Source organism: Roseibium sp. MMSF_3412, assembly GCF_030733265.1.
Lineage (GTDB): Bacteria > Pseudomonadota > Alphaproteobacteria > Rhizobiales > Stappiaceae > Roseibium.
The window spans coordinates 252285-265229 of sequence record NZ_JASHJI010000006.1 but is presented as its reverse complement, the minus strand read 5'-3'; the positions used below and the strand labels follow the sequence as shown (position 1 = coordinate 265229).

Genomic DNA, 12945 nt, shown 5'->3' with positions numbered 1-12945 from the left:
CCCGAGGATTGACAACATCCGAAACCGGCCGGTTGGAAGGCACCGCCTTCTGGGAACTTTCGGCGGCAAGATGACATTGATAAAAACGCCCGGCAACAGAAATTTGCCGGGCGCGGATAAGTTTTAAGTTATTGCACTGGCCGGGTAAATTCAGCCCTTGGACGCCTTGGCCGCGAGCGCAATGGCTATGTAGCTCCAGCCGTTCACCAGAACGGAGATGCCTGCGATCAGTCCAAGCGCCCATGCAGCAGAACCCGGCAGGTCCATCCAGATCATGATGCCCGCCAGCAGCGAGACGATCCCGGCCACAAGAACCCAGACCCACCCGTCATGCGGCTTCAGTTTGAACGCCAGGAGGATCTGGCTCACGCCCTGCGCGACGAAGATGGCGGCGATCACAAGCGTCAGCGCAAAGGTGCCGGCCAGGGGGTTCAGATAGATCACGACACCGCCGATCACCGCAATGATGCCCGTGATCAGGTTCCAGATGAAACTGGTCGTGCCTTGCGTCTTGAAGGCATTGTAGATCTGCACGAGCCCGCCGACGAACAGCACCGCCGCAATCAGGATCGTCACGGCTATGGACGTTGCGAGCGGCGCTGCGATCAGAATGATTCCACCAATGACCAGCGCTACGCCGAGGGCCAGGAACCAGCCCCAATTCTCCTGGATTTTCGCTTTCATGTCTTCAACAGCCTGAACCGCATCTGCCATTTTGACCTCCTCACGTTCCGGTTGCTCCCGCACCGTAACCGCTTCGCAGCAAATCACAAAATCTTGATGACATTCCGGGTGGTTAGCGTTGGGGATTACCAAGCTTGACAATTGGTGTGTATATGCACACAAGGAGGCATGCAAGAAGACGACTTCTCTCTTTGCGTTCTGGACAATGCGCGCAAGGCGGCACGGGCCGTCAGCCGCCACTATGACAGGCTGGCCCGTCAGGTCGGCATGACGGCGGGCCAGTTTTCGGTGCTCGTCGCGATCAGGCAGGTCAGGGCGCGGACCACAGCGGAACTCGCCGACAGGTTGTCGATGGATCGCACGACCCTTGTGCGCAACGTTGCCCTGCTGGAGCGTGACGGTCTGGTCGTTTCGGCGCTGGCAGGCGATGGCAAGGCCAAGCGCTACAGCGTCACGGACCGGGGAGAAGCGTTGTTGCAGGAAGCCCTGCCACTGTGGCGGAAAGCCCAAAAAGACGTCGAAGAGCATCTGGGAGCAGATGAGTTCCTGAAAACAATCAATGCGTTGCAAAGACTTTCGCAACTATGAAACCGGCTCTTTGAATCAGTTTCTGAAGAGCCATTTAAAGCGCTTGAGCCCGAAGGAGGGCACTGAGCGCCAACAGCACCAGATAGGACGAGGTGGTAATGCGTCGGGTAGTCGTAACAGGTATGGGAATTGTGTCGCCGCTCGGAACCGGGCTGGACGGTTTCTGGCAGCGCGTGACCTCCGGTGCAAACGGGATTCGCAGGATCAGCCACTTTGACCCGGGCGATCTTGCCTGTCAGGTCGCCGGCGAGGTTCCTTCGAAGGACGAGGACGAATTCGGGTTTGATGTCGATTCGGTTCTTGATGCGCGCGAGCAAAGACGCTCAGACCGGTTCATCCACTTCGCCATGGGTGCGGCCCAGGAAGCGCTTGCGAATTCAGGCTGGCAGCCGGAAACGGCAGAGGAAAAAGAACGCACCGGCACGATCATAGCCACCGGCGTCGGCGGCTTCCCGGCAATGACTGCCGGAACCCGGCTGGTCGATGAAAAGGGACCGCGCCGGGCCTCTCCCTTTCTGGTCCCTTCATTTCTTGCCAACCTTGCCGCCGGACAGGTTTCCATACGCTACGGTCTCAAGGGACCGATCGGAGCGCCTGTCACCGCCTGCGCGGCGAGCCTGCAGGCACTTGGTGATGCCGCACGTCTGATTCGGTCCGGCGAAGCGGATGTCATGGTTGCCGGTGGAACCGAGGCGTGCATCGACAAGGTGTCCTATGCCGGGTTCTGCGCCGCCAAGGCGATGTCTTCCAAGCGCAACGATGATCCGGCCCACGCCTCGCGGCCGTTCGATCAGGACCGGGACGGTTTCATTATGGGTGAAGGCGCAGGCATCCTGATCCTGGAAGAAATGGAACACGCGACAGCGCGCGGTGCGAACATCCTTGTCGAACTGAAGGGTTATGGCACCACCGCCGATGCCTATCACGTCACCGCGTCCTCGCCGGACGGCGAGGGCGGATTGCGCGCGATGCGAAAGGCGCTTGCCACAGCCGGGCTGACACCTGCCGACATCGGCTATGTCAACGCGCACTCGACCTCCACCCCCGTTGGCGATGCGGCAGAGATCGCCGCCTTGACGACCCTCTTTGAGGGACGGGGCAAGGATCTGGCGGTGTCCTCGTCCAAGTCCATGTTCGGTCATTTGCTGGGGGCCGCCGGAGCGGTCGAGGCAGTTGCCTGCGTAAAGGCGCTCACGTCCGGCCAGCTTCCGCCCTCGCGCAACCTGGAAATGCCGGATGAAGCCATGACCCGGTTTGAGATGGTGCCCGGCAGCGCAATCGACCGGCAGGTCGATCACGTTCTCACCAACGGGTTCGGCTTCGGTGGCGTCAATGCCAGCGCGGTGTTTTCGAGGGTTTGAGATTTCGCGGTGCAAACAGCAGCGCCATCTCGCGGGTTCACGATTGGGTTGAGACGATTGCGATAATTCCAGCAACTCTGCACTGAGTGTCCGGAAGACTCACCGATACCAATTCGACCTGCTTGACCGGGGTATGAACTGTGCTGCCCCGGCCTTGAGCCGGGGCCTTATTCCGACGGGCTCAGGTCCCGGATCAAGTCCGGGACGGCACATTAGTATTGGTGGGTGGGCTTGATGAGTTGAAACAGATCAAAATCCCATATATGAGATAATTCTCGTTAACGGGAAAGATCATGCCTGAAACAGAACCGGATATCAGTGGTCGTCTCGCCGCTCTGCGGAAAGCGCGGGACTGGCGGTTGGAGGAACTTGCGGAACGGTCCGGTGTGAGCCGGGCGACGCTCTCGCGGATCGAGCGCGGCGACACAAGTCCGACCGCCGTTGTGCTGGGGCAGCTCGCGCGTGCCTTCGGCATCACGATGGCGGAGCTGTTCGGGTTTGGCGCACCGGTCGGTGACGCCCGGATTGCGCGCTCCGACCAGCCTCTCTGGGAAGACCCGGCAACCGGCTTCCGCCGCCGCAGCGTGTCGCCGGCCTCAGGCGGCTTCCGTGGCAGTGTGGTCGAGGGCGAACTCCCTCCGGGTGCGACGATTTCCTATTCTGTCCCTCCGCTGCCGGATCTGGAGCATCACCTCGTCCTGTTAGAGGGGGCACTTGTGATGACAATCGGCGACGAGCGTCACGACCTTTCTCCCGGCGATTGCCTGCGTTTCCGCCTGAATGCCCCCAATGCCTACCATGCCCCGGGCCCGAAGCCCGCGCGTTACCTTCTGACTGTGATCACGCCATGACCGGATATCAGCCCGACCCGCCTGTTTTTCTTCTGACATCCGCCGAGATGCGAACGTCCGTAGGCGCTCTCGGGACGCTGCTCAAGGCCTGTGTCGAAGACGGGGCCGGCATCGGTTTCATCCTGCCGCTCGGCCAGGAAAAGGCCGAGGCCTTCTGGCAGAAACAGGTTGCTTCTGTGGAGAATGGCAGCGCCTTTCTCCTGGTCGCCCGCGAAAACGAAACGATTGCCGGTGTCGTCATGCTGGCACTGGCTCCGCAGGACAATGGCGGCCACCGGGCCGAGGTCGCCAAACTGATGGTTCACCCGCATCACCGCCGCAAGGGCTTGGCGCGCAAGCTGATGGCGGCGATCGACGGCCTTGCCCTGTCGCTCGACCGTTGGCTGCTCGTGCTCGACACTGTCACAGGTGACCGGGCCGAGAAACTCTACCCGACTTGCGGCTATCAGAAAGTCGGCAGCATCCCCGACTACGCCTATGGCAGCCACGGCACGCTTGATGCGACGACGGTGTTTTACAAGGATCTGAGGTGAGGGGGTAAGGACTGACGCAGTGAAGTCCAAGATACCCAAACCGGACTCGAGACGGGACTTCTCTTTGCGTGGTCATGCCATGGCTTGACCCGCTGCTGTCCGGTTTAACCCGGATTTGATCGTGTGAGGCGATCACCGGTCAATGATCTTGTCATTCCGGCTGAAGCGCAGCGAAAGGCCTGAACCCAGTAACCACTTGTTTCTCTCTCTTTTTGTAACGTCCAGCCACTTGGAGTACTTGTTCCCGGTCTTGCCGCTTGCGCGGCAAACCGGGATGACAAATCGGGGAAACGGAACGGCGGGGTTTCCGGATCAGGTCCGGCAATGACGAGTGAAGCGTATGCGACCCGGTTGCAGCCTTCCTATCGCAGGATCTTCTTCGTGAGGAAGTCCGATAGTCAGTCCCGGCGGCCTGAGCCGCGACGGCGGCTAAAACACTGTACGTCCTAGGTGACGGCAACAGGCGCACCCGCTCACTCGTTCAGCATTTCCAGCTCGAGCCATTGCTCTTCCGCAGCGTCTTTTTCTGCTGCTAGATCAGTGATTTGCTGCGAGAGCCTGGCAAACTTCTCCGGATTCTTTGCGTAAAGCTGCGGATCGTTCATTTCGCCCTGAAGCTTTTCAAGCTTTGCTTCAAGCTGCTCGATCGCATCCGGCAGCGTTTTCAGAAGATGCTGCTGGGTGAAGGTGAGCTTCGATTTGACTTTAGGTTTCTCGGCCGAACCGTTTGAAGGATTCTGTTTTTCCTTCCTGGCCGGGGAGGCTTTCTCTACCTTGCGGGCGGTCACGCCTTCGCCGCGCTGGGCGAGCATGTCGGTGTATCCGCCTGCATATTCGCGCCAGACACCGTTTCCTTCCGAGACGATCACGGAGGTGGCCACCCGGTCGAGGAAGTCCCTGTCGTGAGACACGATCAGGGCCGTGCCGCTGTAATCGGCAAGCAGTTCCTGCAGCAGGTCGAGCGTTTCGAGGTCGAGATCGTTGGTCGGCTCGTCAAGCACCATCATGTTGGACTTGTTCGCGAGCGCGCGCGCCAGCATGGCCCGGGCCCGCTCGCCACCCGAAAGAACACCGACCGGCGTTCTGGCCTGTTCGGGAGAAAACAGAAAGTCCTTCATGTAGGACATCACGTGCTTGGTCTCCTCGCCGACAACAACCATGTCCCCGCGTCCTCCGGTCAGAACCGAAGAGAGCGTATCGGTGAGGTCCAGCTTTTCGCGCTTCTGATCGAGCGTGACCATCTCCAGGTTGGTGCCAAGCCGGTTCGTGCCGGCATCCGGCTCAAGCTCGCCGGTCAGCATCTTCAGAAGAGTCGTCTTGCCGGCCCCGTTCGGGCCGACGAACCCGATCCGGTCACCACGCTGAATGCGGGCCGAGAAGTCCTTGACGATATTGCGGTCGCCATAGGACTTGGAGAGGTTCTTCGCCTCGATCACAAGCTTGCCGGAGACATCGGCATCGCTGGCACTGAGCTTGGCTGTGCCTTGCGGACCGCGATGTTCGCGTTTCTGTTTTCTGAGTTCGGCCAGTTCGCGTACCCGGCGCATGTTCCGCTTCCGCCGGGCCGTGACGCCATAGGTCATCCAGTGTTCTTCGCGCTTGATCTTCTGTGCCAGCTTCTGCTGATCGATCTCCTCCTGCTCGAATACCTCGTCGCGCCAGGCTTCGAAATGGGCAAAACCCCTGTCCATGCGCCGGGACACACCCCGGTCGATCCAGACCGTTGCACGCGAGAGATTTTCCAGGAAGCGGCGGTCGTGCGATATCAGCACGAGCGCTGATTTCAGGCTTTTCAGCTCCGTCTCAAGCCACTCGATTGCAGGCAGGTCAAGGTGGTTGGTGGGTTCGTCAAGGAGCAGGATATCGGGTTCCGGTGCGAGTGTGCGCGCGAGCGCGGCACGCCGCGCCTCTCCACCTGAAAGAGAATTCGGGTCCTCGTTTCCGCTCAGTCCGAGGACCTCCAGAAGATAAGCTCCGCGATAGGGATCATCGCCCTCGGTCAGACCTTCGTTGACATAGTCGAGTGTCGAGGCATAGGCGGACAGATCCGGGTCCTGCGGCAGATAACGGACCGTGCGCCCCGGCTGGAAGAAGCGTTCGCCCTTGTCCATTTCGACCTGGCCCGCCGCTATCTTTAGGAGCGTTGATTTGCCAGACCCGTTCCGGCCGACAAGGCAGATGCGCTCGCCTTCGGATACGGACAGCTCTGCGCCGGTCAGAAGCGGCGTGCCGCCGAAGGTCAGTTGAACGTCGCGCAGTATCAGGAGAGGCGGGGCCATGGGATCCTTTGGGCTTTGAAGACCGGCGCTTGGTATATACCAACCGTCATAGATAGAAACCCATTTCACCGGTATTATTTTGGCTCAAGGCAAGGCGCGGTTTGCGCGCTAGTGCCGGCACTTCAAGCAAATCGCAACGCGACTTTGGGGCAAAAGAACCCGTCCTCCGCTGGCATGAAACCGGCCATCGGCTGCGTTGCGGCGCTTGCCCGATGCGCCGGCATCGCGCTGCGCACCACGCCTGACCGAGTAGACCGGTTTGATGCCATGAAATGGTTTTCTGTCTAAGAAGGCTGGTATCACTGGTCATGCTCCGGCCGCGCAAGCGTCAAACCGGCCTGCACGCAAGCTTGAAAAGGTCTTCGGTGAATTTTGATGGCTTTCTGTCGGATTTTTGCCGGGAAATGGGTTAAGCTGCCGTGTGGTCAGGGGCCTATCGTCCATTTGCCGGCTGAAATGCCGGAAGGAGATTGAAGATGTTTTGTCTGATCAAGGGTCCCGCAACGTCCGGGGACTTCACGCGCAAACTGAGGTCGCTCGGTCTTGCGTTGGCGCTGTCTTTTGCAGGAGCCGGCCTGACGGCCGCTGTCCAGCCAGGCGCTGCCAAGGCCGACTCATTCTATATCGGTACCGGCGGCGTCGGCTTTGCGTTTGGAACCGGCGGCTATCGCGGCGGCGTCTTTTACGGTGGCTATCGCGGCGGATTTGCCGGCCCGCCATTCCGTCCCTATGGCCCGCCTTACTATTACCATCCTTATGACCGGCGCGCCTATCCGTATCGCTCCCGGCGCTATGTCGCGCCTCGCTACAGGCCGCCGCTCTATCTTGCGCCGAGAGGGGTCTATGTCGCCCCGCGCGGAGGTTATGTCGGCCAGCCCCGGCGCGTGCCTTATACAAAGACGGGCCTCGCTCCGTTCACGCCCCAATGGGTCGCTTATTGTTCGCGGAAATTCAAATCCTTCAATCCGAACACGGGCACCTATCTGGCCTATAGTGGAAAATATCGTTTTTGCCGCTAGAATTGTAATTTAATTTCGTACCCGTTTAGCGGTTGATATAACGATCTCGTGAAGGTGGAGAAAATTTTTCCTGCATCTTCGCGAAAACTGCAAAAACATCGCCTTTCTTTCCCGGTAGTTGAAATATGCCGTCGGGGTACGCTTGATTGCGCGCAAAGAGCGTGGAATCTTGTCGGCTATCGTTTCCAAGCTTCAACAAAAACCCAAGAGGGGAGAGCGATATGTTCAAGTCCATGCGTGTGACGGCGCTTGCGGCTGCATTGATGGCAGCCACGTCTCTGACAGCATTTGCAGAGGTGGTCTACCATCGCGGCAACACGGCCGATCCGGAAACACTGGATCAGCACAAGACGTCCACAACCTACGAAGCGCATATCCTGCGTGATCTTTATGAAGGCCTGGTGGCATATGATGCAGCCGGCAAGGTCATTCCGGGCGTTGCGACCGACTGGACAATCTCCGACGACGGCACGGTCTACACCTTCACGCTGCGCGACGACGCCAAGTGGTCCAACGGCGACCCGGTGGTTGCAGGCGACTTCGTCTTTTCCCTGCAGCGCATCATGACGCCGGAGACAGGCGCGAAATACGCCAATATCCTCTACCCGATCAAGAACGCGGAAAAGGTCAACAAGGGCGAACTCGCGCCGGAAGAAATCGGTGTGAAGGCTCTGGATGACAAGACCCTTGAGATTTCGCTTGAAGCGCCGACACCTTACTTCATCGAGCAGCTGACTCACCAGACCGGGCTGCCCGTCCATCCGGCAACCGTTGAAGCGCATGGCACGGACTTTGTGAAGCCGGAGAACATTGTCACCAACGGCGCCTATGTTCTTGCGGAATTCATTCCGAACGCGCATGTGAAGGCCGTCAAGAACCCGAATTTCCACGATGCGGACAACGTCCAGATCGACACGGTTTTCTTCTATCCGACGGAAGATCGCGGTGCTGCGCTGCGCCGGTTCCAGGCAGGTGAACTGCATACAAACAACGACGCACCCACCGAACAGGTTGCCTTCATGAAGGAAAACCTGGGCGACCAGTTCCGCGTTGCTCCCTATCTCGGCACCTACTACTACGCGCTCAACCATGAAGACGAGACGCTGAAAAACCCCGAAGTTCGTCAGGCGCTGTCAATGGCGGTCGACCGTGAGTTCCTGGCAGACGAAATCTGGGGTTCCACGATGGTTGCCGGCTACTCCTTCGTGCCGCCGGGCATCGGCAACTACGGTGATCCTGCCTTTGCGGACTATATGGACATGTCCCAGATCGATCGCGAAGAAAAGGCGATGGAGCTTCTGGAGAAAGCCGGTTTCGGACCGGACAATCCGGTGAAACTCACGATCAACTACAACACGTCCGAGAACCACAAGAACACGGCGGTTGCGATTGCCGACATGTGGAAGCCTCTGGGTGTTGAGGTCTCCATGGTGAACACGGACACCAAGACGCACTATGCGATGCTGCGCGACCGTCAGGATTTCGACATTGCCCGTGCCGGCTGGATCGGTGACTATTCCGATCCGCAGAACTTCCTGTTCATGGTCGAGAGCGACAACACCGGCTTCAACTATGCGCGCTACGAGAACCCTGAATACGACGCGCTGATGGACGAGGCAGCTGCGACGATCGATCTTGAGAAGCGCGCGGGTATCCTCAAGCAGGCCGAAGAAATGTTCATGCGGGATCTGCCCTTCATTCCGCTGATGTATTACGGCTCCATGAACATGGTGTCCGACAAGGTGTCCGGCTTTGAGGACAATCTCCTCAATGTTCACCCGACACGCTTCATGAGCATTTCCGAGTAACCGCAACAACCGAACCGGCAGGAGATTTCCTGCCGGTTTTTTTGCAAAGGCGGCACCAGAAGACCGCCGGCAGAACAACAGGGGCAGAGCCTATGCACCGTTACGTGCTCGGTCGATTGCTCAGCGCAATCCCGACCCTCTTTCTGATCGTCACAATCTCCTTCTTCCTGATCCGGATCGCGCCGGGCGGCCCTTTCGATCTTGAGCGTCCGCTTGAGGCGAAAGTGATGGAGAACCTGAACAAGATCTATCACCTCGACGAGCCGCTCTGGAACCAGTACCTGCTCTACCTCAAGAGCATTGCGCAGCTGGATTTCGGACCGAGCTTCTACTTCCGGGATTTCTCGATCAACGAACTGTTCGCGCAAAGCCTGCCGATCTCGATCCAGCTTGGCCTGTCGGCCTTGTGCCTGGCACTGTTCGTCGGCGGAACGCTCGGCGTGATTGCTGCCCTGCGTCAGAACCAGGCGACCGACTACACCGTTATGGCCGCAGCCACCCTGGGCGTCACCATTCCCAACTTCGTCGTGGCACCGATCCTGACGCTGATCCTGGGTGTTTGGCTTGGCTGGTTGCCGGTGGGCGGATGGAACGGAGGCGCTTTCGTGAACGTCATCCTGCCGGTCGTCACGCTGGCCTTGCCCCAGGTGGCCGTGGTCGCACGTCTGACCCGGGGCTCGATGATCGAAGCGCTCCGGTCCAATCACGTCCGCACCGCACGGGCCTACGGCTTGACGGGATACATGGTGATCGTGGTGCACGCGCTGCGCGGGGCCATTCTTCCCGTGGTCTCCTATCTCGGACCGGCCGCCGCGGCGCTGCTGACCGGCTCCGTTGTCATCGAGACCATCTTCGGAATTCCGGGCATCGGTCGGTATTTCGTTCAGGGCGCGCTCAACCGCGACTACACGCTCGTGATGGGAACGGTCGTTGTCGTTGCCTGCTTCGTTATCCTCTTCAACCTCATCGTGGATCTGCTTTACGCACTGCTTGATCCGCGCGTGCGCTACGACTGAGGGGGCTGACCATGACGATTACGGCAGACAACAACGCTGTACCCGAAAAAGGCCGTTCCTTGTGGGACGATGCCCGCGACCGCCTGCTGGCGAACCGGGCAGCCGTCGTGAGCATGATCGTGCTCGCAGCTATTGCACTCTTGTCGATCCTCGGTCCGGCGCTTTCGCCGCACAAGTTCGACACGGTCTACCGGGATTACGTGAAGGTTCCTGCGAGCCTTGAGGCCTACCCGAGACCGGAACAGGTCGAGCCGGCCTTCATGTCGGTGGCCAAGCGGGCCCGCATGACCGTTGAAAGCTACGAACGCGATGGGGACACTGTCATTGCGACTGTGACCTCCAAACGCGAGATCGACCCGCGCGCCACGCGCTATTTCGATCGAAGCAACCTGTTCAAGGATACGCAGCTGACCGATCTCGCAAGCGATGGCCTGTCGGCAACAGTGCGGGCCGAGATCAACTACCTGCATTTTTACTTCGGTACGGATGCCAATGGGCGCGACATGATGACGAGAACGTTCATCGCCGGACGCGTTTCCCTGACGATCGGATTGCTGGCCACCGTGGTTGCGATCTCGATCGGTGTCATCTACGGCGCCACATCGGGCTATATGGGCGGGCGTGTCGACCAGATGATGATGCGCGTGGTCGACATTCTCTACTCGTTGCCCTTCATCTTCTTCGTCATCATGCTGGTGGTCTTTTTCGGCCGGAACTTCATCCTGATGTTCATTGCCGTGGGGGCGGTCGAATGGCTTGACATGGCCCGCATCGTGCGGGGCCAGACATTGACGATCAAGCGCCAGGAATATGTTCAGGCAGCAGAAGCGATGGGCATTGACGACGGCGGCATATTGCGCCGGCATATCATTCCGAACACCCTTGGCCCGGTGGTGGTTTACATGACGCTGCTCGTGCCCAAGGTCATTCTCCTGGAGAGCTTTCTGTCCTTCCTGGGGCTTGGCATCCAGGAGCCGATGACGAGTTGGGGTGTTCTGATCTCCGAGGGCGCCCGCAACCTTCAGGGCGCGGCCTGGATGCTCATCTTCCCGTCCATCTTCCTGACATCGACACTGTTCGCGCTGAATTTCATCGGCGACGGTCTGCGCGATGCGCTGGACCCGAAAGACCGGTGAGGAGAGCGGCATGAGCAACGAAAACAACAAAACCGTCCTCTCCATCAAGGATCTGAAAGTCGACTTCGAGACGGCAACCGGGACCGTGAACGCCGTGCGCGGCGTCAATATTCACGTCGAGGCCGGCGAGACGGTCGCGATTGTGGGCGAGAGCGGCTCGGGCAAGAGCCAGACCATGATGGCTGCCATGGGGCTTCTCGCCTCGAATGGCCGGACGCAGGGCGAGGTGATCTACGAAGACCGCAACATCCTTGGTCTGCCGGTCGGACAGTTGAACAAGGTACGCGGTGAGAAGATCACGATGATCTTCCAGGAGCCGATGACATCGCTTGATCCGCTTTACACCATTGGCCGTCAGCTGGCGGAACCCATGGTCGTGCACGGCGGGCTCTCGTGGAAAGCGGCAAGGGCGAAGGCGCTGGATCTTCTCAGGCTGGTGAACATTCCGGAGCCGGAGCGCAAGATCAAGGCGTACCCGTATGAAATGTCGGGTGGTCAGCGCCAGCGTGTCATGATCGCCATGGCGCTTGCCAACGACCCGGACGTTCTGATTGCCGACGAACCGACCACCGCACTTGATGTGACGACCCAGGCGCAGATCCTCGATCTGCTCCGTGACCTTCAGAAACGGTTGGGGATGGCGGTCATCTTCATCACGCACGATCTGGGCATCGTCCGCCGCATCTCTGACAGGGTTTACGTAATGAAAACCGGCGACGTCGTTGAAAGCGGCGACACGCAGAAGATCTTCACGCAGCCCGAGCATCCCTACACGAAGATGCTGCTGGATGCGGAACCGACCGGACACAAGCCGCCGGTGCCTGAAAGCGCGCCGGTTCTGCTCGAGGCGCAGAAGGTCGAGGTCGAGTTTGAACTGGACACCGGTTTCCTGCAGCCCAAGCATGTTCTGCGGGCAGTCGACAACATCAGTTTCTCCCTGCGCAAGGGACAGACCCTCGGGATCGTCGGTGAAAGCGGCTCGGGCAAGTCGACACTCGGGCGCGCGATCCTGAACCTGTTACCCGCCGGCGGGCGTGTTGTCTTTCACGGCAAGCAGATCTCGGGACTGGACCGGAACGCGATGCGTGCGCTGCGCAAGGACATGCAGCTCATATTCCAGGACCCGTTCGGTTCGCTCAGTCCCAGGATGACCGTTGGACAGATCATATCCGAAGGCCTGCTGGTCCACGAGCCGTCTCTCAGCGCACAGGACCGGGATGCACGCGCGTGTCAGGCATTGGAGGAAGTCTCGCTCGATCCGGTGATGCGAAACCGGTATCCGCACGAGTTTTCGGGCGGTCAGCGCCAACGCATTGCCATCGCGCGCACGATGGTTCTGAAACCGGAATTCGTGGTGCTGGATGAGCCGACCTCCGCCCTCGACCGAACGATCCAGAAACAGGTTGTCGAACTTCTGCGGGATCTGCAGAAAGCACACGAGCTGACTTATCTCTTCATTTCCCACGACCTCGCTGTCGTCAGAGCGTTGTCGGACACGGTCATGGTGATGCAAGGCGGCAAGGTGGTCGAGGCCGGTCCTGCGGACGCGATCTTTGAGGATCCGAAACAGGACTACACGAAAGAACTGGTCGGCGCCGCGATGCTGACCCAACAACACATGATGGAGACGGCCTAGGGTACGGACTCATAAATGAAGTCAATTTGGTTTG

At 59.4% G+C, this 12945-nt stretch carries 11 protein-coding genes; 9 read left to right on the top strand and 2 right to left on the bottom strand.

Translation table 11 applies throughout. From position 1 onward, the window contains the following. Positions 1 to 150: 150 nt before the first annotated feature. Positions 151 to 714, bottom strand: a complete 564-nt coding sequence (locus RBB49_RS13580) for an HdeD family acid-resistance protein (RefSeq protein WP_306143356.1) — start codon at positions 712 to 714, stop codon at positions 151 to 153. 138 nt (positions 715 to 852) lie between these two features. Between RBB49_RS13580 and RBB49_RS13575 the strand changes: the two genes are divergently transcribed. The 4 genes from RBB49_RS13575 to RBB49_RS13560 all read left to right on the top strand — a co-directional run bounded on the left by RBB49_RS13575 (position 853) and on the right by RBB49_RS13560 (position 4017). Beyond that, positions 853 to 1272, top strand: a complete 420-nt coding sequence (locus RBB49_RS13575) for a MarR family winged helix-turn-helix transcriptional regulator (RefSeq protein WP_306143354.1) — start codon at positions 853 to 855, stop codon at positions 1270 to 1272. A gap of 98 nt (positions 1273 to 1370) precedes the next feature. Beyond that, complete coding sequence (gene fabF / locus RBB49_RS13570) at positions 1371 to 2633, top strand: beta-ketoacyl-ACP synthase II (protein WP_306143353.1); 1263 nt, start codon at positions 1371 to 1373, stop codon at positions 2631 to 2633. 293 nt (positions 2634 to 2926) lie between these two features. Then, a complete protein-coding gene (locus tag RBB49_RS13565; protein WP_306143352.1) occupies positions 2927 to 3484 on the top strand; it encodes a helix-turn-helix domain-containing protein in 558 nt (185 codons plus the stop codon). Continuing rightward, the gene (locus RBB49_RS13560) at positions 3481 to 4017 is read left to right on the top strand and encodes a GNAT family N-acetyltransferase (protein WP_306143350.1); all 537 of its coding nucleotides are present in this window, start codon (positions 3481 to 3483) and stop codon (positions 4015 to 4017) included. The genes RBB49_RS13565 and RBB49_RS13560 overlap by 4 nt, the downstream gene beginning before the upstream one ends. 473 nt (positions 4018 to 4490) lie before the next feature. Here the strand turns inward: RBB49_RS13560 and RBB49_RS13555 are convergent, their stop codons facing one another. Beyond that, positions 4491 to 6296 carry an ATP-binding cassette domain-containing protein gene (locus RBB49_RS13555; protein ID WP_306143349.1) on the bottom strand — a complete coding sequence of 602 codons (1806 nt, stop codon included), beginning with the start codon at positions 6294 to 6296 and terminating at the stop codon, positions 4491 to 4493. Positions 6297 to 6772: 476 nt separating this feature from the next. Here RBB49_RS13555 and RBB49_RS13550 point away from each other — a divergent pair, with 476 nt between their 5' ends. The 5 genes from RBB49_RS13550 to RBB49_RS13530 all read left to right on the top strand — a co-directional run bounded on the left by RBB49_RS13550 (position 6773) and on the right by RBB49_RS13530 (position 12911). Continuing rightward, positions 6773 to 7315 carry a BA14K family protein gene (locus tag RBB49_RS13550; RefSeq protein ID WP_306143348.1) on the top strand — a complete coding sequence of 181 codons (543 nt, stop codon included), beginning with the start codon at positions 6773 to 6775 and terminating at the stop codon, positions 7313 to 7315. Positions 7316 to 7536: 221 nt separating this feature from the next. Then, a complete protein-coding gene (locus RBB49_RS13545; RefSeq protein ID WP_306143346.1) occupies positions 7537 to 9123 on the top strand; it encodes a peptide ABC transporter substrate-binding protein in 1587 nt (528 codons plus the stop codon). A 92-nt stretch (positions 9124 to 9215) separates the two neighbouring features. Further along, complete coding sequence (oppB, locus tag RBB49_RS13540) at positions 9216 to 10139, top strand: oligopeptide ABC transporter permease OppB (RefSeq protein ID WP_306143345.1); 924 nt, start codon at positions 9216 to 9218, stop codon at positions 10137 to 10139. Positions 10140 to 10150: 11 nt separating this feature from the next. Beyond that, positions 10151 to 11275 carry an ABC transporter permease subunit gene (locus RBB49_RS13535; RefSeq protein ID WP_306143344.1) on the top strand — a complete coding sequence of 375 codons (1125 nt, stop codon included), beginning with the start codon at positions 10151 to 10153 and terminating at the stop codon, positions 11273 to 11275. 10 nt (positions 11276 to 11285) lie between these two features. Next, complete coding sequence (locus RBB49_RS13530) at positions 11286 to 12911, top strand: ABC transporter ATP-binding protein (protein WP_306143343.1); 1626 nt, start codon at positions 11286 to 11288, stop codon at positions 12909 to 12911. The last annotated feature ends 34 nt before the right edge of the window (positions 12912 to 12945 follow it).